This is a genomic window from Haloquadratum walsbyi J07HQW2 (assembly GCF_000415985.1).
In the GTDB taxonomy this organism is placed as follows: Archaea; Halobacteriota; Halobacteria; order Halobacteriales; family Haloferacaceae; genus Haloquadratum; species Haloquadratum walsbyi_B.
Window position 1 is genome coordinate 2,776,407 of the sequence record NZ_KE356561.1, and the last position, 23,862, is coordinate 2,800,268.

The 23,862-nt window shown below is 48.2% G+C and carries 18 protein-coding genes and 1 pseudogene; 10 read left to right on the top strand and 9 right to left on the bottom strand.

Annotated elements, in window-relative coordinates; all coding sequences use genetic code 11:
- Positions 1–200: 200 nt before the first annotated feature.
- Positions 201–329 (bottom strand): hypothetical protein, encoded by a 129-nt coding sequence (locus tag J07HQW2_RS18830; protein WP_021056034.1) that lies wholly within the window; start codon positions 327–329, stop codon positions 201–203.
- 808 nt (positions 330–1,137) lie between these two features.
- On the opposite strand from J07HQW2_RS18830, the gene J07HQW2_RS13090 reads away from it, so the two are divergent.
- Entirely contained in the window at positions 1,138–2,412 is a 1,275-nt protein-coding gene (locus J07HQW2_RS13090) for an NAD(P)/FAD-dependent oxidoreductase (RefSeq protein ID WP_021056035.1), read from the top strand.
- Positions 2,413–2,594: 182 nt separating this feature from the next.
- Here the strand turns inward: J07HQW2_RS13090 and J07HQW2_RS13095 are convergent, their stop codons facing one another.
- Positions 2,595–3,317 carry a metallophosphoesterase gene (locus tag J07HQW2_RS13095; protein WP_021056036.1) on the bottom strand — a complete coding sequence of 241 codons (723 nt, stop codon included), beginning with the start codon at positions 3,315–3,317 and terminating at the stop codon, positions 2,595–2,597.
- A gap of 24 nt (positions 3,318–3,341) precedes the next feature.
- Between J07HQW2_RS13095 and J07HQW2_RS18835 the strand changes: the two genes are divergently transcribed.
- Positions 3,342–3,536, top strand: coding sequence for a DUF7839 domain-containing protein (locus J07HQW2_RS18835; protein ID WP_021056037.1), 195 nt, complete (start codon positions 3,342–3,344; stop codon positions 3,534–3,536).
- 131 nt (positions 3,537–3,667) lie between these two features.
- Here J07HQW2_RS18835 and J07HQW2_RS13100 read toward each other — a convergent pair whose 3' ends face one another.
- Positions 3,668–4,315 carry a J domain-containing protein gene (locus tag J07HQW2_RS13100; protein WP_021056038.1) on the bottom strand — a complete coding sequence of 216 codons (648 nt, stop codon included), beginning with the start codon at positions 4,313–4,315 and terminating at the stop codon, positions 3,668–3,670.
- A gap of 151 nt (positions 4,316–4,466) precedes the next feature.
- Between J07HQW2_RS13100 and ppsA the strand changes: the two genes are divergently transcribed.
- From ppsA to J07HQW2_RS13130, 6 genes are all read left to right on the top strand, one after another.
- Positions 4,467–6,842 (top strand): phosphoenolpyruvate synthase, encoded by a 2,376-nt coding sequence (ppsA, locus tag J07HQW2_RS13105; protein ID WP_021056040.1) that lies wholly within the window; start codon positions 4,467–4,469, stop codon positions 6,840–6,842.
- A 278-nt stretch (positions 6,843–7,120) separates the two neighbouring features.
- Positions 7,121–7,699: a YqaA family protein gene (locus tag J07HQW2_RS13110; RefSeq protein WP_303704138.1), complete on the top strand. Its 579-nt coding sequence runs from the start codon at positions 7,121–7,123 to the stop codon at positions 7,697–7,699.
- 109 nt (positions 7,700–7,808) lie between these two features.
- Positions 7,809–10,019, top strand: coding sequence for a methionine--tRNA ligase (gene metG, locus J07HQW2_RS13115; protein ID WP_021056042.1), 2,211 nt, complete (start codon positions 7,809–7,811; stop codon positions 10,017–10,019).
- Between the two features lie 65 nt (positions 10,020–10,084).
- Positions 10,085–11,848, top strand: a complete 1,764-nt coding sequence (pyk, locus tag J07HQW2_RS13120; protein WP_021056043.1) for a pyruvate kinase — start codon at positions 10,085–10,087, stop codon at positions 11,846–11,848.
- Positions 11,849–12,039: 191 nt separating this feature from the next.
- Positions 12,040–12,261, top strand: coding sequence for a DUF7312 domain-containing protein (locus J07HQW2_RS13125; protein ID WP_021056044.1), 222 nt, complete (start codon positions 12,040–12,042; stop codon positions 12,259–12,261).
- 231 nt (positions 12,262–12,492) lie between these two features.
- Positions 12,493–13,182 carry an NfeD family protein gene (locus tag J07HQW2_RS13130; RefSeq protein WP_021056045.1) on the top strand — a complete coding sequence of 230 codons (690 nt, stop codon included), beginning with the start codon at positions 12,493–12,495 and terminating at the stop codon, positions 13,180–13,182.
- 220 nt (positions 13,183–13,402) lie between these two features.
- On the opposite strand, the gene J07HQW2_RS13135 is transcribed toward J07HQW2_RS13130, so the two are convergent.
- Both J07HQW2_RS13135 and cyoE read right to left on the bottom strand, forming a co-directional pair.
- A complete protein-coding gene (locus J07HQW2_RS13135) occupies positions 13,403–14,089 on the bottom strand; it encodes a DUF7546 family protein (RefSeq protein WP_021056046.1) in 687 nt (228 codons plus the stop codon).
- A gap of 1 nt (position 14,090) precedes the next feature.
- Complete coding sequence (gene cyoE / locus J07HQW2_RS13140; protein WP_303704335.1) at positions 14,091–15,455, bottom strand: heme o synthase; 1,365 nt, start codon at positions 15,453–15,455, stop codon at positions 14,091–14,093.
- A 184-nt stretch (positions 15,456–15,639) separates the two neighbouring features.
- Between cyoE and coxB the strand changes: the two genes are divergently transcribed.
- Positions 15,640–16,386, top strand: coding sequence for a cytochrome c oxidase subunit II (gene coxB, locus J07HQW2_RS13145; RefSeq protein ID WP_021056048.1), 747 nt, complete (start codon positions 15,640–15,642; stop codon positions 16,384–16,386).
- A gap of 99 nt (positions 16,387–16,485) precedes the next feature.
- Here coxB and J07HQW2_RS13150 read toward each other — a convergent pair whose 3' ends face one another.
- Together J07HQW2_RS13150 and J07HQW2_RS13155 are read right to left on the bottom strand one after the other, a co-directional pair.
- Positions 16,486–17,019, bottom strand: a complete 534-nt coding sequence (locus J07HQW2_RS13150; protein ID WP_048075683.1) for an FAD synthase family protein — start codon at positions 17,017–17,019, stop codon at positions 16,486–16,488.
- Between the two features lie 134 nt (positions 17,020–17,153).
- A pseudogene (locus J07HQW2_RS13155) lies at positions 17,154–17,627 on the bottom strand (Mov34/MPN/PAD-1 family protein); the annotation flags it as partial.
- Between the two features lie 246 nt (positions 17,628–17,873).
- Between J07HQW2_RS13155 and J07HQW2_RS13160 the strand changes: the two are divergent.
- Complete coding sequence (locus J07HQW2_RS13160) at positions 17,874–19,811, top strand: Hef-associated nuclease (protein ID WP_021056051.1); 1,938 nt, start codon at positions 17,874–17,876, stop codon at positions 19,809–19,811.
- Between the two features lie 351 nt (positions 19,812–20,162).
- On the opposite strand, the gene J07HQW2_RS13165 is transcribed toward J07HQW2_RS13160, so the two are convergent.
- Together J07HQW2_RS13165 and J07HQW2_RS13170 are read right to left on the bottom strand one after the other, a co-directional pair.
- Positions 20,163–20,762, bottom strand: a complete 600-nt coding sequence (locus J07HQW2_RS13165; protein WP_021056052.1) for a nitroreductase family protein — start codon at positions 20,760–20,762, stop codon at positions 20,163–20,165.
- Positions 20,763–22,114: 1,352 nt separating this feature from the next.
- The gene (locus J07HQW2_RS13170; protein WP_021056054.1) at positions 22,115–23,758 is read right to left on the bottom strand and encodes a hypothetical protein; all 1,644 of its coding nucleotides are present in this window, start codon (positions 23,756–23,758) and stop codon (positions 22,115–22,117) included.
- Positions 23,759–23,862 lie beyond the last annotated feature (104 nt).

A 23,862-nucleotide genomic window follows, 5' to 3' on the forward strand; every position in this document is an offset into this window, starting at 1 on the left:
ATTCCGGCATATGCAGCCGCCAACTGGCCAGCATTTCCGGGTGTTATAAGGGCGAGCAACTCAGCCTCCGTCTCACGGGCAGCGGTTACAGTCGATGAGAGTCCGCGGTCAAGTATCATTCTAGTTGGATTTCGGCTCTCATCTTTAATTGCGAGTGTTTCAACACCTACTTGTGCGGCAATTTATGATGCTGCGACGAGTCACGCATCGGCTTCACCGGCGGTGACTGGATTCCTAAATGGAAGGAACTCATTATATCGCCACATTGAGGATGTCGTGATATTGAGTTCAGTAGAATCACATGTTTGACCAAGAGCCTCGGTATTCATTTTTCACTTGACGCTGTCTGTATCATACGTTGGCTCCAATCGACCACCGACATCGGTTGGACCTGTTGTTGTCAGGTCATCTTTCACCAAGCAGGAAATCCCGCCGTTCACGGCGGGCAGGAATGTGACATGCGACTTATCTAACCGCCTGCGATAGCTGAGCTGACACGAACCCCCTGACCGTGGTATTTTTTCTGTTTCAGGCCGTACTGACTAGTAACGTGGGCTGTGCCTGCGTTAGCGAACTATGCTCGTCCGGCTCGGCTCGGCTCCCCGCCGGACGACCGCCGGGGTCGGGGTGAGAGCCGACCGCTGAAACCGGACCGGACCGGACGGCAATGACATGCTGGCGGATGGGAGTGCCGGTGACAGCACCACAGGGCACTCAGGGTCAAGGCAGGGGCAGGGAACCTGCCGTCCGAGACTCTGAGTGCAGTGCAGTGCCCTGAAACCACCTCACCTGACAACGGGTTCGGGTACGGGTTCGGGTTCCCGCAGTGCGGGAAGCCACGCCGTTTACGGCGGGCGAGGATGTCACGTCGGTCGTCACTCGCAGTGTAATATAATCTGCGAAATGACTCACAGGTGTTCATAGCAGACTACATTATTCTAATTAACAAATCAATATCGTATTATATCGCATATTTTGGACCATCTAATGTACCCAGATTCAATGTTTGAAAATCGATCTTTTCCCCAGGGAGCGATATCATAAAACACGCAGCAATTAGAGACGCTTACCGGCTTACCCCCCTGAGGAAAGCCAGTCTCGACACTCTCTTTATGTATCCATCCACGAGTCACAAATATGAGCACAGACTCCGTCGTAGTCGTCGGTGCTGGACTTGCTGGTCTTGTCGCCGCGCGACATCTCGCACAGGCTGGCGCGGATGTCACCGTCTATGAGCAACGATCGGAAGTTGGTGGGCGTGTGCGAACTCGCCATCAAGATGGATTTATTATCGACCGTGGGTTTCAAGTGCTTTTTACTTCATACCCCGCTGTCAAACGCGAACTTGATGCTGATGCGCTCTCACTTCGCCGATTTACCCCTGGCGCTGTCATTGCCCGCCCTGGGTCACGATCTGTCCTTTCTGACCCTCTTCGTGATCCACGTGCAGCAATATCGTCGCTACGGACTGATGAGGTGACTCAGACGGATAAAATTCGGACACTGCTACTTCGACAACATGTGGGGACGCGAACCGAGCAAGAAATATTCAATAGCCCTGATCAATCAATCCGCTCATATCTTCAAGAATGGGGGTTTTCAGATGATTATCTTGATCACTTTATTGCCCCTTTCTATGGTGGTATTACACTTGATCGCTCGTTATCAACATCGAAACGCGTCTTTGAGTATACGTTTAAATCACTCTCAACCGGTGAAATTGCCCTTCCAGCCGATGGTATACAGGCTGTTCCACAGCAACTTTCAGCACATGCTCGCGACGCTGGTGCGACTGTGGTGTGTGAGGAGGGAGTAAATGACATCATAGATTATAGCGATGGTGTCACCGTCGAAACCGAGACGACAACAGTTGATGCCGACGCTGTAGTCATTGCAACCGATCCTGCAGATGCTCAACAACTCACCGGTGTTGACTCAATTCCAACGAACACGCGTGGCTGTGTGACTCAATATTATGAACTTCCAGCCACAGATGCTCCTGAAACCCGTCAGAAGATCATCCTGAATGCTGCTGATCCAACGCCGAACACGGTCGTTCCACTTTCTAATATCGCCTCTGAGTACGCTCCTGATGGAAAAGCACTATTAAATGCAACATTCCTCTCGACTGCAGCCTTTGACCATGACGCTGACAGCCTTGCTGAACAAACTCGGTCAGCACTCTCATCATGGTACCCAGACCGTGATTTTGATTCTCTGAAGCCGATTACAACCGATCGAATTGAGTTCGCACAATTTGATCAACCGCCAGGTGTACATGACAATCTCCCGCAAGCGCGTGCCCCTGGCGGTCGGACCTACCTTGCTGGTGATTATACAGCGTGGTCAGGTATCCAAGGTGCGATGCGAAGTGGCCGTGAGGCTGCTGTTGCAGTTACCGATGATCGATAGATACAGAACTCATACTTGTTATCTTTCATCTTAGTATCATCATGTTTTCTCTCATATATCAAAACATCTTATTATTGTGACATCACACACGATGTGATTTTACCAGCGGACACGGCGAATGCCACAGGGCTTGACCCCGAGACAGTTCACCCTTATAGATTCACAAGTAGTCCCTGCTGTGCTCACAGCATTGTCCGGAATGACTGAAGGGGAGGAAATGAAAGTGATTCAGCAGCTTGATTATCGTAGATGGTTGGTCGTGCATGTTCAAGTTGCGTAATAAGTGGCGATTGGAGGTCACTCCCGCTTGCAGCATTGATGCTAACACCGGCAGCAAGTCGAGAGAATGCTGGAAGCATGATTATATCTGCGTTTTGATAGCTGTTAGGAACTGATAGAAAACATGGATGTCGTTTCCCTTCGATAGTAATCGCTGGGTGGTCATGACCGATAATATACCGCTCAGCAGTCGTTGTTGGTTCAGTATGCCCATGACAAATGACTGTTTGTGGACTATTTGTGGTCAGCCCTTCGAGTGTATATGAATCAACGACGGTGGTGTTATGCGTCGACTCAAGTCCTGTATCGTGATTACCACGAACAAAGATACATTCTGCACCGGTGTCTACACATGTATCAATCAACGCTGCAAGTGTTTTTCGACTACTTGATGTAACTGTATCAAACCGATGAAAAATATCACCTGCAACAACAACGGTCTCAGGAGTTACTTCTTTCAGATGAGTCTGCACTCGCTGAAGTAAATCATCACGCTCGCCAAGTGGGAGTTGTACATTTGAGGCTTCATCACGACCAATATGAAGATCAGAAATCACAAGGGTTGCTGCATCGGGCACCCAGAGTGCACGTGAGCGATATATGAGATCAGTGTCGGTCACATACATAATACAACGGGTGTCTAAAAGTGCATGACGGAATTGAATGCTTCATTTAGCTATTTGAAGCGGTCATACATGGATCCTAGTCATGTGACCGCCATACAATTTCCTCCGGCGCGTTCCGGTGATATTCAGGTTGTCTCAATTGGTGAGTTAGCGACAATCTGTGCTGGCGGTAATATTGTTGTTGCGACGGGAGTCAAAGCAGTCGTTACACTTCGATGAGCGGATATCACGCTAACAACAGCATTCGTAGCAGGCTCTGCCGCAGCTGATGGAATATCGACGCGCATACAGCGGATAGAGCTGGCAACTAACGCAGAATCAAACAGGGCACCATAGATAATATATCAATTTTAATTACTTCGAGGAACCGTTTCGTGACTAGTATCTTCAGCGTGATTGCGGGCAGTCGTGTATGCCTCTTGTAGTTGAGTGAATTCTATTTGCGTTCCGCCATGGTCGGGGTGAGCTGTTTTCACTTGCTCGCGGTATGCATCTCTCACTGCTTTTGTATCCGCCGTTGTTGGAAGCCCTAACTTATCATATGCTGCTATTACTGAGCTATTCTGTGAGGTATCGCCTGTTTCTGATGGAGGGTCAAGATCTGGTATTTCAAATGGAAGCCGCCGTCCAAGCGCACGGACCGGCATTTCATATTCACAAAGAACAGTATCGATGCCAGTGCGGTCAAGAACAAAATACACCTGCGCATCAAAAGTGATACCAACATCGTGATCGCTGAGATAGAATTCAACTGTCTCTCCAGCAACTTCATAATCCTCAATAAATGGTTCTTCGATCACTCTAAAATACGATCGGAACTCACCCCGTCGTCGATTGAATTTACCTCTAGTTGCCCCTGTCCCAGATCCGCTTTCATCATCCGGAAATAGCCGTCCGCCAATCATAAAAACACCAGCGATAATTACCGTTGCACACCCGCCGGCGAAAACACCAACCACCAACCATGACGGGAATGATGAAATCCACTCCGGGAACACAATCCCGATAAGGACATGCCAGCTAAAGAACCTCTCGCAATGTCTATATCATTCGATATTTGGATTGAATACTCATTTTTGAGTATATTTTTTTCACCCACAATAGGTCCGGAAAGTACTTTAGTCTCATCTGAGGACAATACACATACTGATGGCAGTATCTTGGTTGGATGAGGTACGATCCACCGACGTGGGGACGGTCGGTGGTAAGGCAGCTTCGCTCGGCGAACTAACCGATGCGGGGCTTCCGGTTCCGTCTGGATTCGTTGTAACTGCAGCGACTTACCGCGAATTCATCGAGACTGCAGGTATTGATGAAGAATTGTTCAGCGTTGTTGATGTTGATCATGAGGACTCAACGGCACTTCGAGAAGCACATGAGCGGGCACATGAGCTGATCGTTGAGACCCCGATGCCGGATGAGGTTGAACAGGATATTCTTGATTCGTATTATTCACTTGATACAACTGGATCAAGAACCGATGGAGACACCAGTGATGATCCCGACTCTGACCCGTTTGTTGCTGTTCGATCATCTGCAACAGCTGAGGACCTTCCAGATGCATCCTTTGCCGGTCAACAAGAGACCTTCCTGAATGTGCGCTCAGAAGAGCTTGTGGACCGCGTGAAAGAATGTTGGGCTTCACTGTTTTCACAGCGCGCAATCTATTACCGAAACCGACAGGGATTTTCTCATTCCGATGTCGATATCGCGGTTGTCGTCCAGCAGATGGTTGATGCAAAAAAATCAGGTGTCATGTTTACCTCGCATCCATCAAGCGGCAACCCAGAGATAATCATCGAAGCAGCTTGGGGACTTGGTGAAGCGGTCGTCTCCGGTGCTGTTTCACCGGACAATTATACCGTCAAAAGAGAAACCGCAGAGACCACAGCGGTCTCAGTGGCTGAAAAGAAAGTGATGATGGTCAAAAATGAAACCACAGGTAAAACCGTTGAACGAGATGTTCCAAGTGATAAGCGCGATGCCCGAGTGCTCTCGGATGATGAAATCGCCGAGTTGGTTGAACTTGGACAGACGGTAGAATCACATTACGGCGAACCACAGGACGTTGAATGGGCTATCTATAACGATTCAGTATATATGCTGCAATCGCGTCCGATCACCACAATAAACGATGACGCTCGCTCTGGACCAGAGAATGAGACTGACATCGATTCCGAGACCAACTCTGAGACCGATACTGAGACTGACTCTGAACCCGATGTAATGAGTAACTCAGAGAGTGATGCAGAGGTTCTCGTCCGCGGGCTTGGGGCGAGTCCTGGAGTTACTGGTGGTGAAGCACGCGTCGTGACGAAACTTGATCATCTTGACCAGGTGAATGATGGCGATATCATCGTCACTGAGATGACAATGCCAGATATGGTTCCGGCAATGAAGCGTGCTTCAGGCATTATCACCGATGAAGGTGGAATGACATCTCATGCATCAATTGTTTCTCGGGAACTCGGTGTTCCAGCAGTTGTTGGGGCAGGCTCAGCAACAACAAAACTTGACGATGGTCAACCAGTCACAATTGATGGTGATAAAGGGACAGTCCGCAAGGGTGAAGCCATTGAGGAAGAGCCACACGAGCCAATCGAAGAGGCACGACCAACAACACCTGTCAAGCCAATGACAGCAACTGAGGTGAAAGTAAATGTCTCAATTCCAGAAGCAGCCGACCGGGCAGCAGCAACGGGTGCTGATGGCGTTGGACTCTTGCGCATGGAGCATATGGTACTTTCACTCGGAAAGACCCCAGAACAATACATTGCTGATCATGGTGAGCGAGCGTATGTCGATGAACTAGTCGATGACATTCGGACAGCTGCTGAGGAGTTCTACCCGCGTCCAGTTCGTGTCCGCACGCTTGATGCACCGACAGATGAATTTCGGCAACTCGAGGGTGGTGAAGATGAACCACATGAACACAACCCGATGCTTGGATACCGTGGTATCCGGCGATCACTCGATGCGCCAGAAATCTTCAAACATGAACTCGACGCATTCCGTCGTATCTACGATATGGGGTATGACAATGTTGAGTTGATGTTACCACTCGTTAATGATGCCGAGGAAGTCATTCAAGCCCGAGAGCTGATGGAGAGTGCTGGCATTGACCCATCAACACGAGAATGGGGGATTATGATTGAAACACCAGCAGCAGCCCTTGGAATCGAAGAGATAGCTGATGCCGGTGTTGATTTTGTCTCATTCGGGACGAACGATCTCACACAATATACCCTCGCTGTCGACCGCAATAATGAAAATGTCGCTGATCAGTTTGATGAACTTCACCCGGCTGTGCTTTCACTCATTGGCGACACGATCGAAACCTGTCGCGACCTTGGAGTAAAGACAAGTATCTGCGGACAAGCAGGTTCAAAACCGAAGATGGTGCAGTTTCTGGTCGAAGCAGGTATCTCATCAATCTCTGCGAACATCGATGCTGTCAGAGATGTCCAACATGAGGTGAAACGGGTCGAACAGGGTCTCATTCTTGATTCTGTTCGCTCATCGTGAACTATCCCTAATTTTGGCGGATTCGAGCAGAATAAACCCGCTCTAATAAGTTTTACACATAATGGTATGATACTAACAATGTGACTCAAGCCCTGCTGTCAATCCCGCTTTTCAACATATCTGAACCATCCCTATCCTCAATTTTATCATCATTTTCTGCTTCGATGTCGGTCATCGCAATTTATTCAATATACAGCACACTCAATATAATTGGTGAAATATCTATCATTTCGACTATACTGAGTGTTGTCACATCACCGCATATACTGGATGCAATTATGACTGCGATCTTACCGGAAGGCTTCTTATCGATGCCTCTCTCTATTTTTGATGATATTTTCCCGGAGTTTGGATGGCTCTCGAGTGCCGTTGAGCGCGCCACTGGCTGGGGTGGGCTCATCATCATTTTCATTTATTCATTTTTGATTGCATTTGCACTCCCTGGGGTGAGTGAGATTGTGCTTTTGGCGCCACTCGAACTTGGGTTTTCCCGAGCTGGTCACCTTGCCATTATCATACTGGTGAGCGGCGTTGGAAAGGCAGTTGGCAGCGTTTTTGCATTTCACTTAGGACAAGAAGTCAAACAATCAGGTCCAGTACTTCGGCTTTTTCGGAACTCATGGTTTGATGTCGTGAGTTGGTCTGAGCGTCGAACAGTTTCACTTGCACAGCAGTGGGGGTATGCCGGACTTGCAGCGGCACTTTGTGTCCCTGGATTCCCGGATACGATCTCAATTTATGCGTTTTCAGTGCTCGAGGAGGATTACTTGAAATTCGCACTCGCAACGCTCATTGGAAGTATCGGTCGACTTGTTGTAACGGTCATCGGTGTGGGTGCTGTCTCTGCTGTCATCTGACCCATATAGGTATTTTCTCAATTAGTCTTAATGCAGATTATATGTTTCAGCCAAATCAGCGGGATTTTGACCTTCCCCTTATGAATATGAAACAGCACATATGAGTAAGATGGATATAGATACACAGACACGTGAGTCATTTCCGACTGACGACCCAGCGGTGGTAACCTGTGGACTTCCGTATGCGAACGGTGATCTCCACATTGGACATCTGCGGACGTATGTCGGCGGCGATATTTTCAGTCGGGCGCTCAAGCGTCTTGGTCAGGACACAGCGTTTGTGTCAGGGTCTGATATGCACGGTACACCAGTCGCCGTGAATGCGGCTGAAGAGGGGGTCACTCCGGAATCGTTCGCACTTCGACATCACGAACAGTATGAGACGACGTTCCCTCAGTTTGGGATTGAGTTCGACAATTACGGACACACCCATGATGAGACGAACGTCAAAATGACGCGTGAGATTGTCGATGAGCTGATTCAAGCTGGATACGTCTATGAGCGAGAAATTCCGATCGCATATGACCCAGCAGCCGATCAGTGGCTTCCAGATCGCTTCGTTAATGGAACCTGTCCATACTGCGGTGCCCAGGCACGAGGTGATGAGTGTGATGAAGGCTGTGGACGACATCTCGAACCTGGTGAGATTGAAACACCTGTCTCAACAATCACCGGAAATGATGCGGAATATCGAAGCCGCGAACACCAATTCTTTGCAGTCTCAGATCTTCAATCATATCTATCATCATTTCTTGACAGACTTGAGGGCACGACGAACGCACAGAATCAGCCACGAGAGTGGGTTGAGGGTGAATTGCAGGATTGGTGTATCACCCGAGATATGGACTGGGGTGTTGATTATCCAGATGATAATGATCTCGTGTTGTATGTATGGGTTGATGCCCCGATTGAGTATATCTCTTCAACAAAACAATACGCCGAAGCGGTTGGTACTGATACCTTTGACTGGGAAGCTGCATGGCGTGGCTCGGAGGAAAGTCTCTCTTCGACACCTTCCATCGGAGACACCGATGAGAATACCCTCACACCCGATATCGATACTGGTGGAGAAATTATCCATATTATCGGTCGAGATATTATCCAACATCATACAGTCTTTTGGCCAGCGATGTTGCGTACAGCCGGATATACAGAACCACGGGCTGTAATGGCTTCAGGATTCATCACGCTCGAAGGGAAAGGATTCTCAACTTCGCGTAATCGTGCCGTGTGGGCTGATGAGTATCTTGATGAAGGATTCCATCCAGACCTGCTTCGATATTATCTTGCGACGAATGGAGGATTCCAGCAGGACGTTGACTTCTCTTGGAGTCGCTTCCGAGAGCGAGTGAATAACGAACTTGTTGGGACCGTTGGGAACTTCATATATCGATCACTTCTCTTTGCGGCGCGTGAATTTGACGGAACGCCTGATGTCGAGCTCTCTGACTCCGTTGAGGAGCGAATCGAAACAGCAATCGATGCATTTACTGCCGGTATCAATGACTACTCTGTTCGAGATATCGGTGATTCAGCGGTCAAGCTTTCTCAGTTCGGTAATGAGTACATTCAACGACACGAACCATGGAAGTTGGACAACGATGATCCAAAGAAACAACAGGTCATGCGTGATTGCATTCAAATTGCGAAGGCTGTCGCCGTTTTATTCGAGCCAGTAACCCCTGCTGCTGCCGAGCGGGTGTGGGCTGATCTTGGCGAATCAGGGGATGTTCACACAGTCGGTGTTGAATCTGCGCTTGCCGCACCGCCGCAGACGTTTGGGGAGCCCACTGAGCTCTTTGAGAAAATCCCTGAAGAACGCGTTGACGAACTCACTGCAAAGCTTGATGACCGTGTCACTGAAGCAACCGATGATAGTAATGATGATGCACAGTCAGCTGGTAATGCAGAGACTGAATCTGAATCTGAATCTGAAACAGCTAAAAATACGAATGAATCACGCTCTGAATCCGATATGACTGACATTGACCCAATCGCTGATGATCGAATCGACTTTGAAGATTTCGAAGAACTCGACCTTCGTGTAGCAAAGATTGTTGAAACAGAGCCAATCGAGGATGCGGATAAACTCGCCCGCGTCGTTGTTGATGTTGGTGTTGAGCAACGACAACTTGTTGCCGGGATTCGCCAACTACACGATCTTGATGATCTCATCGGTGAAACAGTCGTTATTGTTGCAAATCTTGAGAAAGCGGAGATATTCGGTGTTGAATCAAACGGAATGTTACTTGCAGCCGGAGCAGACGCAGATCTTCTTACCACGCGTGAAGATGCTGACCCTGGCACATCAATTCAATAATACCGTAGTGTAAGGGTAAAGATTCTATCGGCGGTCTTTTTATTCGGTCCCGAGTACATGTTTGCATGCGAAATGCCAAAATCGTCTGTACGCTTGGACCGGCGTCTGACGAACAGTCGACAATCCGGGCTCTCGTTGATGCAGGAATGAGCGTCGCTCGACTCAATGCCAGTCACGGCACACCTGATCATCGACGATCAGTCATCAATCGAATTAGAAATGTTGATCAGATGACTGATAAGCCCGTAGCCGCGATGGTCGATCTGCAGGGACCAGAAGTGCGGACAGCCCCATTATCGGATTCAATATTTATTGAGTCAGATAGTGAGGTTCGATTCAGTGCTGGTGATGAAGCAACGTCTGAGAAGATTGGTCTCTCATACTCAATTGACGCCGTTGACCCTGGCGATACCGTGTTGCTTGATGATGGTCGAATTGAAACAACGGTCCAACGTGTCGATTCTGATGGTGTCGTCGCATATGTCGACTCTGGTGGCGAACTCAGTGGGAGAAAGGGAGTCAATGTTCCGGGTGTCAATCTCGATATTGACCTTCTTACCGAAAGCGATCGAGAAGATCTCCGTGTCGCTGCTGAGACGAATGCTGACTTCGTCGCCGCATCATTCGTACGTTCAGCGGCTGATGTGTACATGATTAGCGATGCGCTTGAGGCTCTTGGTGGTGACATCCCCGTTGTTGCTAAAATAGAACGTGCTGGTGCTGTTGAGAATCTTGATGAAATCATCGATGCAGCGTATGGGGTCATGGTCGCACGTGGTGACCTTGGCGTTGAAATGCCACTTGAGGAAGTTCCAGTTATTCAAAAGCGCATCATCACCCGATGTCATGACACTGGGACTCCAGTTATCACCGCGACTGAGATGCTTGACTCAATGGTTCACGCGCGTCGACCGACGCGCGCGGAGGCTTCAGATGTTGCCAACGCAGTCCTCGATGGAACCGATGCGGTAATGCTTTCTGGTGAGACAGCAATTGGTGATAATCCTGTTCGTGTCGTCGAGACAATGGACCGGATCGTCCGACAGATCGAGTCAAGTGCCGAATACAATGCCACTGAGCGAACGAGTGTGCCAACTGCTGCAGAGGATTCACGCACAGAAGCACTTGCACGGTCAGCGCGGTATCTTGCTCGTGATGTTGGTGCAAGTGCTATTGTTGCAGCATCTGAATCCGGGTATACAGCTCGTAAAACAGCCAAATTTCGCCCGGGTGTGCCAGTCGTTGCAATAACGCCGAATGATCGCGTTCGTCGACAACTGACGCTTTCATGGGGAGTCTCCTCAACATACTCCGGTTCGCATGGAAATATTGAGGGAATGATGGAAGATGCGGTCGATGCAGCGCTTGACTCAAATGTCGCCAGCTCAGGGGATACGATCGTTGTACTTTCAGGGATGATGACAGAGCTTGAGGGGGCGAATACAACAAATATGCTTAAAGTACACGTTGCGGCTGAAACTGTTGCAACTGGACGGAAAGTGGTTGGTGGTCGCGCCGCTGGGCCTCTGGTCACAACAACCGATAGGAGACTTGATGAGGTTCCAGATGGGGCAATTGTCGCGCTCCCTGCTAATTTTGACGATGAATTCGAGTATGATGCAGCGACGATTAGTGGAATTATTGATGCACGACCGGGGATGACCGGCTATCCAGCGATTGTTGCTCGTGAACTCGATATTCCGATGATCTCAGGTGCACCGCTACCCCCTCATCTCTCGGATGGAACTAATCTCACCATTCATGCCGAACGAGGCATTGTATATGAGGGTGATCTCACCCGCTCACATGATCAAGACCGGGATTCATAGAATTTCAATAAGAGCTTCTACGACGTGAACTGAACTGTAAGCATCAGAAGCACTCAACAGGAATGATTACCGGCAGTTTTGCTTATATATCCACATGTCAGCATATCGTTGGGAAGTTCTTAGACCCAACTGCGTGCTTATGACTACCCTACCCGGTAGATGTTTCTATCATGAATGACTATTCATCAGTGATGACAGATGCGAATCAGCCTGATAGCACTCCTCAATCTGATTCAGAGTCAGTGAGCGCGTACATGTCAGAAGATGATACCGACCATAGTGGTGACACTGCGTTTGAACCCACGCCAATCGAACCCGAACGCCCGGTTCCCGAACATGTACTCTTCGTCGCACTTGGTGTGCTTGGAACCCTCGGGCTTCTTCTCTCAACACTCGTGCCGAATCTTATCTGATTTATCAATAATTCCCCATCTCATCTCATCCTCTACATACTCTCATACATCTCGGCGTGAGCTCACATTTATGAGCTATCATCTACCATCTATCATCTATCTGATTATTTGATCAGTCGATTGTCTGCGAGAGGTATCATCCATCTTCTGTCCTGTATTTTGAGCGTGAGATAATTCAATATATCCGCCCCTGTGCGCAACCGTTTAACACTCGCATAACTAACGATTGGTATGCTAATTCAGGCGATCTCCGTTATCGCACAACTGTCGTTACCGGCGGAGACGCTGTCATTACTGCTTATTACGGCAGGTCTTGGATTTAGCATTCTTGAGGCATTTGCTCCTGGTGCGAACTTTGTTGTCCTTGGAGTATCACTGTTAGGAGCTGGACTAGCTGGGTTCTTTCTCGGGACGGCTTCGCCATTTATACTCGGGGGACTGATTATGTTGTTCGGTGCAATTGCTCTTTTTGGTTATCGAGAACTCGATGTTTATGGCACAACTGGATCCGAGCGGACGAGCGACTCAAACAGTCTTCGAGGAACATATGGTCGTGTCACCGAACGCGTCACACCAACGCAAGGTCAGGTGAAACTCGATGCTGGTGGATTCGACCCATCGTATAGCGCCCGATCAGTCGACGGTGAGATTCCTGCGGGGACCAAAATAGTCGTTGTTGATCCCGGCGGAGGCAATGTCCTCACTGTAGAGTCTCTTGTCGGTGGTGTTGATGAGATTGACCGTGCGCTTGCTGCAGAGCGAACGAAAAAAGATACCACAGGCGAGGAGATGGATGATATAGACACCATTCATGATGACGATATACATTCTGATGAGCAGCGTGAGTCTGAACCTGAACCTGAATCTGAACCCGAGCCCGAATCGGAACTTAATCCCGAACGTGAGCCTGATATGTCCTAAGTTGCGGTAAGAGCAAGAGAACCGACCAGCCAGTTCGCTCTATCTTTTATATATTATAATTATAGAATATAAGGAGAATATCCCCGTTTTCAGGCGCGGGAGGATGTCAAAATTATCAGACTGCTCATATATCATGTATATAATATCATACACCAGTAGGTATGATAACGAAATTAGGTAGCCAGTAATACCGACATAGCTGCATCATCGACAGTAAGTTTCAATTTCCAATCCGACCGACCAGTGGTCGCCAGTACAACAGGGCAATTGTCAGTACAAAAGTGGCAGTCGACACGTCATATGAGAAATCAAGTGCAACCGCAGCAGCAGCCGACCCGCCACCAAGAACACCAGAAAGCACTGAAGCAATAATCGGCCATGAACAAGACACACATGAGAGCAATCCAACAATGCCTGAAACGGCTGCCCTCGCAGTGTCGATAACCGTCGCATACACAAGATATGCCAATGCAAAATATCCAATAATACGCGCCGGCATCAATACCACCGCTCCCAATGGAGTCGTGACAATCGGTGCAGGACCCCATCCTGGAAGTAACGTCGCCACACGAATACCAAATGATTGGGTGAGCGCACTCGCCGCATTCCCACCGGTTGTGATAATTACGCCGCCAACAGCAGCAAGAACACCCAAATACACTATTGCAATGACACTCGCTCGTCGGCGCGTCCGTGCATCGGTTGGTGCTGGATTTGTTTTCCATATGACAATCGTGCCAATAAATATCCAAAGAAGCCCATACACCGTATATCGTGGCTGTGTTAGCGTAATATCGCCAATAAGTATATATCCCAACGCAAGAGTAATTAATGAATTTCCAAGCAACGTTACGTAAATGAGATCTCGTGTTCGCTGTGTGGTTCCGAATACTCGCTTAACGGACACGTTAGATCACCAGCGTATCGAATACAATTGCAATCAGGACTGATCCCAAATACGCGTTTGAGGCATGAAACGTGTGGAATGCAGCAGTTTCTGTTTGCTCATAGTGAAGCTTAATAGCGAAATACAGAAACACTGTACCAAAGATAACACTTGCAAGTGCATATACAATACCAAGGGCTTCCATTGTTGCAAGCCCAGCAGCAGCAACAAGTGTCAGTGCAAGCCACCAAATCACGTGTTTGCGTGTCTCTGTCTCGCCACGGACGACCGGCATCATTGGGAACCCTCCGCGTTCATAATCCTCTTTATATGCTAATGCAAGATTGTAAAAGTGCGCAGGAGTCCACATGAAAATGACGATTGCGAGTGCAAGACCGCCAAATCCAATATTTCCGGTAACAGCTGTCCATCCAATGAGCGCGGGGAGTGCTCCTGCAGCACCACCAATGACGGTATTTTGAACGGTATTCGGTTTGAGTAAAAGTGTATAAACGACACTATAGAAAACGATTGCAATTCCGCCAAGAATAGCTGCAAGCGTATTTATCCATGCAAACAGCGCAATTGAGGCAACTGTGAGCGTTATGCCAAATGCAATTGCATTCCAAACTGGAACCAAATCAGTCGCCAATGGTCTATCACTCGTTCGTTGCATCCGACGGTCGACATCACGTTCAAGAACGTGATTAAATGTCCCAGAAGCTCCAATCGAGAGCACGCCACCTCCAAGTGTTGCAAGGATAATCGTTGGTGTTAATCTAGCTGATGTGGTTGCTCCAAGAGTCATACCAGCAGAAGCAACCAGACAAAGTAACCACATCAACCGTGGTTTTGTTAATCGAATGTATGCGCGCACAGTCGCAATAAGTCGCTTTCGGGGATCTGTTGGAAGGTCTGGATCGTGTTCGGACGCAGGTGGAAGGTCTGGGTCCGGCTCTGGTTTTGTTGTTGTCGCCTGCGTTTCTGTTGGGTCACCGGTTTCGGTCTCAAGTGACCATGCAAGTGCAATCGACAGCGTCAGAAAAATAGATAATCCACCAACGAGATGAATAATCGACAGCGTCAGCTCTGGACCCTGAATCGCAACAACTGCTCCGACAGCCGCTTGGATTGGATACAGAATACTCCCGACTGCAACTGCTGTGAGAACACGTCGTTCTACCTGTTCATAAACACCAACACCGAGTGTCACAACGGCAAGAAGTCCAATAATAACTGCAGCCACCCGATGTCCAACCGCAAGCCACCCAATAGTTGATTCCGGCGTTGCCCACCCATTTCCACAAACTGGCCATGCAGCACATGCGGCTGCGGCGTCGGTCACAGCCGTCGTCACACCAACCAACACAAGCAGGTACACACCCATCGCTGTCCCTGCGAGTAATCCATGAAATCGCCTTGTATGTATAGCAGACGTCGTGGTCGCCGTATTTTCAGCCACCAATGTCACTAGTGCGGACTTGATTTTGACGATACTTATCATCCCCGTTTCGATAAGCGACTCTCGAAAGACAGCAACTATTTATGGGTCTCACAATAAGTTCTCTGCGATGAGATATACGCGTTTGGCACTCATTTCCGTACTCTCGACGCTGGCACTTGGGACGGTCGCCATGCCGGTCGCTGCGCAGTCATCAGCCAGTGCCGAGTTGATCAACGGATTGAACGGAAAGCTACTGTACGTTGGAATCCCGATCACGATCCTTGTTGAGGCAATCCTCATCTACACCGTTATTAAGTTCCGAAATAATGACGATGCAACACCAACTCAAGAGAACCGTCGTCTTGAGATCACATGGACCGTTGCGACGGCACTTATTCTATTGTTTGTCGGTGTTGCCTCATATGGTGTCCTCGCGAATGAGAACATCACATACCAACCAGAGGCCGAAAACGCTGCAGGTGAGGCTGTTAACGGTCAAGAACAACAACCAGAGCCGGTCGTTGTCTATGCAGAGGCATATCAATGGGGCTGGGAAATGTCATACCCCGAGGCTGGGAACTTCACTAACGGAAATACAATGGTCATCCCTGCGGATCGACCGGTTGTCATCCAGACCAGTTCGCGTGACGTAATCCATGGATTCCATGTGCCAAAGATGGCACTAAAAACAGATTCGATGCCCGGACAGATTAATACAATTAAGACTGTGCCCTACGAGACTGGTAGCTATCAGGGATATTGCACACAGTTCTGTGGAGTTGCACACTCACAGATGTATTTCACCGTTGATGTCGTCCCACAAGATGAATATCAACAGTGGCTCACTAATCAGCAAAATAGCGCTGAGAGCTAACGACTGACTGGTAATATCAATTCTAATTTAGATATATTGAAGCGCCGTAGATTGAGTAATATCATCAATAGGTTTGTGTCGAAACGAGTCTAACCTAATTCAATCTGTTTGGGTTCGTGTGTCCGCATCCGTATTTACATCTGAGTCCAATTCTGATCCTGTTTGCGTTCGCTGTGTTTTTATGTCCGACTCTGACCCGCGCTGTGTGAGGATCTGATCAACGATTGTCCCAGTGGAAAGAATTTCCTCCTCATATCGTGGATCGCGTGCGCTTGCCCTGACAACATCACATTCAATCCCCCGACTAGTGAGTGCATCGCGAACAGCATCGATATCATGATGTTGATCATGTCCGAGAACGATAACATCCGGTTGTAACTGTTCAATTGGAATGAAAATATCCTCAGAATGACCAAGATGTGCAGCTGTCACTATGTCCAGAGCATCAACAACATCGCGTCGTTGGCGATCTGGTAAAACCGGCTTTGGCTTATGAGTCACGTTTGCGCGACGGGCAATAATGACATGAAGTTCAGTGCCAAATGTCGCTGCCTCGGTCAAATAATGAATATGACCAGGATGTAGAATATCAAACGTTCCTTGCGCAACAATACACTCAGCCTTCTCTGTCATCGCCATCCCTGGTCATTATCGGTATCCGTGTGTATATCTGCATCAGTATTTTCATCCGCTTGCTGATTTAATGACGTGTCAGTGCCCATTTCAATATCCCAGCGGCTATCGTCATCAGCTGATTTTTGAGTATTATCGATATCAAGATCTGTCTCATCAAAATCAAAGAAATCCTCAGGGTCAGGGAGATCAACGTCTAAGATTTCAAGTGAACGTCGGCTACCTTGTTGATCGAATGCAGCCCAGTCATTCACTCCATATGGATGGCCCATGATGATGTGGACGCGTCCCTTCCCGAACGTGTTCCGGTCGGTATCGCTTGGTTTGAGGACACCATTTGGATGTGAATGAATCGAACCAACTGCATGGCGGTCATTTGGGATCATATTTGAATCAACTGTTGCACTGGTAGGTGTCGATTGTGTCCCGGGTACAATGAGTACCTCTGTGATTACAGTTCCAGAGCGATCAAGCCCGACACGACGTGCGTCCTCGCCGCGAAGTAAGCCCATGTACTCATCGGGGTGCGTCTCTTCTGAGGCCTTACGTGCGAACTCCAGTGCGTCGGACGCGATTCCCAACACTGCACTCGACCGGAAAAGTCGCATGTTGGATAAAAAGGTAGCCCCTTCTATACACCTTTCGAGGGAATTCTAATATTCACTCAACTTCGCAGACGAGTGATAGTAAATATGATACTATAGTAACGACTGTCACCCGATAACACAGGAATATCTCAGTACAACCCTCACAAAGACACTGTTCAAGATCGCTGTACAGTGCCGTTTTTTACAGAGAGAATCCAACGTAGCACAAACTAAAGTCTTAACCACAACGCACTACTCAAATAAGGTATGACTACTGACAGCGCCGGGGGTTCCGGCGGCGACTCGCGTCCGAATTCGGGCGCCGATTCACGACCTATTGTTTATGATCTTGCCCCTAACTGCACACGTGAGGATATTGAAAGTAATGCGAATTATCACGCAGTGGTAAACGGTGCCGTTGAATACGGCATTTTCATTGATATTGCGGACGATATTTCAGGACTTGTCCATGATTCGAATCTTGATCGATCATATGAAGTCGGTGATCGACTGACGGTCACGCTTGAATCCATCCGCGATGATGGTGACCTTGCGTTCGATGTATTTACTGAGTCAAATTATCAGACCGTTGTTGTTGAACATGATCCTGAACTCACTGCAATCGAGGATCTCGAACCTGGAACGGAGAGCTACGTTGCTGGCAAAGTAACAAAAATCAAACAGACAGGTGGTCCAACGATATTCCAAATTGCCGATTCAACCGGAGTCGTTGCCACGGCAGCGTTTCAAGAAGCTGGTGTTCGCGCGTTCCCGACTGTCGAGCTTGATGATATTGTTCGTGTTGGAGGGACGGTTGAACCGCATGAAGGCTCACTTCAGATTGAGGTTGAATCACTGACACGGCTTGATGATGCTGACGCTGAGGAGACACGAACACGCCTTGATACTGCCTTTAGCGAGCGCGCGGCTCCTGCAGACGTCTCACCACTCATTGAGTGGGATGCACTTGAGCCGTTAGTTGATGATCTTCGCGATGTTGCACAATTGCTTCGTCGGACGGTACTTGAGGGGCGACCGATCCGAATTCGACATCATGCTGATGGTGATGGCATGTGTGCATCAGTCCCTGTCCAACTCGCACTTGAACGATACATTGAGGATGTCTACGACGATGAGGATGCATCACGGCATCTGGTAAAACGACTTCCATCAAAGGCACCATTCTACGAGATGGAAGACGTCACCCGAGATCTCAATTTCGCACTTGAGGGGCGCTCTCGACACGGACAGCGACTTCCACTTCTACTGATGCTCGATAATGGCTCAACAGAAGAGGACGTGCCTGCATACGAAAATCTCGCACATTATGATGTGCCAACTGCAGTTATTGATCATCATCATCCTGACCCTTCAGCCGTTGATCCGTTATTAGATGCTCATGTGAACCCGTATCTTCACGGTGAAGACTATCGGATCACAACTGGCATGTTGTGTGTTGAACTCGCACGGATGATCGATCCGTCGATAACTGATGATATTAAGCATGTACCAGCCGTTGCCGGACTCGCAGACCGCTCGAAAGCAGATGCAATGACGTCGTACATTGAGTTGGCAACGACTGTCGGTTATGACCGTGACCGGTTACTTGAGCTTGGTGAGGCGCTTGATTATGCTGCTCACTGGCTTCGATACAGCGACGGACAATCAATCGTCAACGATGTCCTGAATGTTGGATGCAGCAATGAATCACGACACACTGAGCTTGTTGATTTCCTTTCAACTCGTGCTGAACGCGATGTCGAACGACAACTCGATGCAACCGTTCCACATCTTACTCATGACCGGCTTGACTCCGGTGCCCATCTTTATCAGATTGATCTTGACGAGTGGGCTCACCGATTCACCTATCCAGCACCCGGAAAAACAACTGGAAAGCTTCATGACCGGCAGGTCGAAGCACATGGTGAACCAGTAATCACCATCGGGTATGGACCTGACTTTGCGGTGTTGCGGTCAGACGGCGTTCGACTTGACATTCCACGAATGGTCACTGAACTCAATGAGGAAGTTGTCGGTGGTGGCGTCTCTGGTGGTGGTCATCTTGTTGTTGGGTCAATCAAATATGTCGAAGGAATGCGTGATGCAGTTCTTGACAGTCTCGTCACAAAGATGGGTGATGCAGAGCTTGATGCAACCCTCTCATCACATGCTGTTGCAGATGGTGCATCCCAAGCCGACGACTGAGACACACTATATTAATCACTCCGTTTGAGCGATCCTGGTTTTATTTTTAGTCCATCTTGACTATCTAATATACATACAACGTTACGACATGCTGACGTAGTTAGTGTCATACTCGGTTCTAACGGATCGAATCGGTGATTATATTGTGCGTATTAGTATGTTGCAGTGACGCTCGTATTCATCAGGGCGCTTATGATCGAGAGTATTGGAGTATCTGGTACATGACGTTTCAGAGTGTATGACTATCTAGTAAATGAAAATCCAAATGTCACGACGACATATAAAAAATTGATACTCGTTTTCAGCTATCCAGTCAGTGAACAGTTACGCGATACAATTCTGAAGATTCAGTTAGTCGTCAAATCCGCCTTGGTAGAGTATTTCATCAATCGGTTTTCGCTCGTTCGGGAATTCACGCTCTTGTAACTCATCAGGAAGTGTCTCTGCAGGGGCACGTTCACCGATTGCGACCATACATTCAACACTGAATCCATCTGGAACATCGAGTTGTTCTGCTGCAGCCTCGTAATCAAGCCCTTGCATCGCGTGTGTGACGAGATTGCGACGAGTAGCCTCTAATGCAAGATTCTGCCATGCGGCACCTGTATCGAAAGAGTGGGTTTGGGCAGGCTCACCATTGTGATCAAAAGTCTCCTTCGAGACGAGAGTGACGAGCACACCAGCATCCTCAGCCCACCCTCGATTGTTCTCGGTGAGCAGATCAGCAAACATCTCGAATTCTTCGTCCTCTTGTGTGGCGTACAGGAAGCGCCAGTGTTGATTATTATACGAAGATGGCGCCCACCGTGCTGCCTCAAAGAGCGGCATATACTGCTCTTCATCGAGCGATTCACCTGTCATCGCTCTAGGGGACCATCGATTGACTAGAAGCGGTTCGATATCTTCTTGAGGGGATCTATGTTCCGCAACCTCTTCTCGGAGTTCTTCCATGCAATTGTTATGTTGCAGGTACATGCATATACCTACCACGAAATTGTTCCGTGAGGGCGATATTATTAATCGAGACTACAGAATTATATTAGAAAAATGATTTAATATAAACCAGTTGATTAATATCGATGGTCCATTATTATCGAAATTCTCTCCGATATTATCACGTTACCTGTTGTTTGACACTCTGAGTCGATACTTTTGGATCGCGGAAAGTACTGAATGTGTCAACGACAATCCACCGTTATATTGTGTGTGTGATCTAATGTGCATGGCGCAGTACAATTTAGATGTCGTGAGGGATACTAACAGTGCCAATGTCAGTGTTAGTGTTTGTCCTATGGTGTACGTCGATGTCCATCGTCCCTGACGACTTGTCCAGTCATGCATCGTCTTCGACTTGTTGTTTGAGTCAGGACCAGAATCGAAAGCTCACATCATAGCCTCCTTCGACACACCCATAACCGGGCAAACTGCGAAACACAAGGCCATATGGACAAACACATGCCCGCGTTACGGGTATTTTCTCGGATAATCTAATATGAGACTTAATCAGAATTAGATCAAATAATCAACGGTGCGACTGGTATGCCGTTTTACTGCTAGATATACACTATCGTCTGATCCTAATAGCCTGAGTTGGTATCAGATTAGCGTATCACCTGATCTTGTCACACATTGACTAATATTTCAAATATATACCCACAATAGCATAATTTGACATTGTCAGCCATCAACAATACTGAGAGGTAACGACGGATGAGATTATCGACAGATATCGTCGGGTCTTCCGAGCTAGACATGACCAGCCAAACAGTCTCAACTAAATAGATTTGACAAATTGAACAATCAAAAGACACTGAGCGGAGGGTTCAAGAAATTGACCTCGCAGCTATACTTGGACGGATCTATACATTACACATTGCGGTAAGAAAACAATCAGCTGGAATTCCGAGTTATAGGATATGGTCACTGACCACTGTATAAATATTAACACAAAAGCTCCTGACTGCCAGTGCTTGTTCGTCCAGCTAACTCATCCGTTGTGAAGATAATTAGTACCCTAGTTATGCCGACTGTTAAAAATTAATCCCGGTAATAACAACCTGTCGACATCATGGGGAACAGAAATGATTTGTGTGTTGACAGTTCTATTTATTCACTAGGTTCGCCATCCCTGTCTGCAAATGTGCTCCAACGAATACCATCATTGATATATCATGTTCTAAGTTAAAAAGTATGCACGTCCGTGCAGATGGCGTGAGTCGTAGTATCACTCCAAGTAAGCATCCGTCTGATGCTGAAGTGGCTGATAGCATCATTGGTGGTCATAAAACGTGATTCACCGAAACCTATGCTGACGACGTGAGTCCAGTCTCGTCAGAGCCACTCACAGGCTGTCCGCTGGCGTTTACGACCAGCTTGAGTTCATTTGCACCACCGACGTCGTCCACATAGTTGATGTTACCACTACTTTGACCCAAAAAGACGATTTCTTCTATACCATCGCGGTCGACATCAGCCGTGGTAATCGGGGATTTAGCTGCCGGTCCATTTTGCGTGAGCGTAATGGCGCTTCCGCCATCGTCGGCAATTGCTTTGATATTGTTCGAATTGACGAATACCACCTCCTCTGCTGAATCTCCATCCACATTTATTGGCTGTCCGACGCCAATTCCAACACCGTTGTTTGAATCTGCCGACACACCAAGCGACTTGACCGTTCCCCCAGGTCCAGGTTCGAGATACTTCAGGTTCTGACTTGAATCTGCAAACACGAGCTCATTACTGCTGTCTCCGTCAATATCGCCAATCGCAGAGAGAGCGTCTGCTCCGGTTTCCACGACTTTCGTTATGTTTCCTGACGAATTCACACGGAAGATAGCATCTGAATCTGAGTTCGTAAAGAATATCGACTGGTTGCCTCCATCGAATTGACCCGTGACCATCGCTGATTTGCTGGTGCTTGGGGTAATATCTGAACTGAGAGGGACCAGCGTCGTTTCGTTTTGCTTCTGAACGGTCGTTCCATTGACAACCGCTTCGACTGTCTTAATCGCACCTGATGCGTTTGTGAATGGTTGTTCGCCCTGACTATCACCATCGATATCCGCGGCGGTACCGAGCACGGCTACTTCAGACTTACTTATCGACTCAAGATTGTCTGTGTCGGTTCCATTCTCGTTAATTAACTTGAGTCCGTCTGTCACGACCGTCTGCGATCCGGACGCAAATGGGTCGGTGGCGCCGGAATCTCCGCCGGTGCCACCATCGTCATTATTATTATTTCCGTTGTTCCCATCACCATTGGTTAGCTGATCATCTGGCTGGATTTTGACACGGCTGTCTGTCGGAGCGAATTCGAATATCGCTGTTAGTGGCGCTGTCGGCGTCGTGTCGTAACTGAGCGTCACGTTAATCGCTCGTGACTCATTTCCGGCTGTCGGCGGTAATTCAATGAGTGCATCCGTATCGCTGATTACCGTATGATTCACCGTCTGAGCGAATGTTGAGTTATTTGCAAACGACTCAGAGATGGTTTCTGTATCAATTGTGAATGGCGTTGTTGAGGAATCGACTGAAAGCCGAGCTGTTCTTCTATTTGTTCCGACGTTTTCGACTGGGACCGTAACTGTGAGCGAATCGGATGATATATTCTCTTCAATAATCCGAAGGGTGGTACCGTCTTGTGTCCGAAAGGTGCTCTGACGACCTGGCGATGATGTCCGGATATCACTTTGATTGATACTGTCAAACTGTGGAATAACGAATTGACGCTCGATTTGGACGTTGACGTCTGAGGAAACCGAACTCTGGTTGAACGTCGCTGTGACGGCAAGACCCCCACCGATGATACTCAGAATGAGTGTTCCGACTATCAACATCTCAATTGCCCCATGTGAACTCATCAGGATAGCCACTCCAGTCTGTTTCGTCGTCGTTTTTCGCGGACCCCATGCCTCGGTGGGCGTCCTCGTTGTGGTTTCACCCGGCACTGCGTCGGCAGCGTGACTCGCGGATAGGTAATACTGTGGTTACTTATTCCGGATAAACTCTGTCGAGAACATGCCTGCGCATAGCTCATGAGAATTCCGTGCCG

Bases quoted from the DNA above. Each gene is read 5' to 3' on its own strand.
- coxB (WP_021056048.1), top strand. From the start codon at position 15,640: ATGAGATATACGCGTTTGGCACTCATTTCCGTACTCTCGACGCTGGCA.
- J07HQW2_RS13125 (WP_021056044.1), top strand. From the start codon at position 12,040: ATGACAGATGCGAATCAGCCTGATAGCACTCCTCAATCTGATTCAGAG.
- J07HQW2_RS18830 (WP_021056034.1), bottom strand. From the start codon at position 329: ATGAATACCGAGGCTCTTGGTCAAACATGTGATTCTACTGAACTCAAT.
- J07HQW2_RS13165 (WP_021056052.1), bottom strand. From the start codon at position 20,762: ATGGAAGAACTCCGAGAAGAGGTTGCGGAACATAGATCCCCTCAAGAA.
- J07HQW2_RS13160 (WP_021056051.1), top strand. From the start codon at position 17,874: ATGACTACTGACAGCGCCGGGGGTTCCGGCGGCGACTCGCGTCCGAAT.
- J07HQW2_RS13095 (WP_021056036.1), bottom strand. From the start codon at position 3,317: ATGTATGTGACCGACACTGATCTCATATATCGCTCACGTGCACTCTGG.
- metG (WP_021056042.1), top strand. From the start codon at position 7,809: ATGGATATAGATACACAGACACGTGAGTCATTTCCGACTGACGACCCA.
- J07HQW2_RS13130 (WP_021056045.1), top strand. From the start codon at position 12,493: ATGCTAATTCAGGCGATCTCCGTTATCGCACAACTGTCGTTACCGGCG.
- J07HQW2_RS13150 (WP_048075683.1), bottom strand. From the start codon at position 17,019: ATGACAGAGAAGGCTGAGTGTATTGTTGCGCAAGGAACGTTTGATATT.
- J07HQW2_RS18835 (WP_021056037.1), top strand. From the start codon at position 3,342: ATGACGGAATTGAATGCTTCATTTAGCTATTTGAAGCGGTCATACATG.
- ppsA (WP_021056040.1), top strand. From the start codon at position 4,467: ATGGCAGTATCTTGGTTGGATGAGGTACGATCCACCGACGTGGGGACG.
- cyoE (WP_303704335.1), bottom strand. From the start codon at position 15,455: ATGGGTGTGTACCTGCTTGTGTTGGTTGGTGTGACGACGGCTGTGACC.
- J07HQW2_RS13110 (WP_303704138.1), top strand. From the start codon at position 7,121: ATGACTGCGATCTTACCGGAAGGCTTCTTATCGATGCCTCTCTCTATT.
- pyk (WP_021056043.1), top strand. From the start codon at position 10,085: ATGCGAAATGCCAAAATCGTCTGTACGCTTGGACCGGCGTCTGACGAA.
- J07HQW2_RS13090 (WP_021056035.1), top strand. From the start codon at position 1,138: ATGAGCACAGACTCCGTCGTAGTCGTCGGTGCTGGACTTGCTGGTCTT.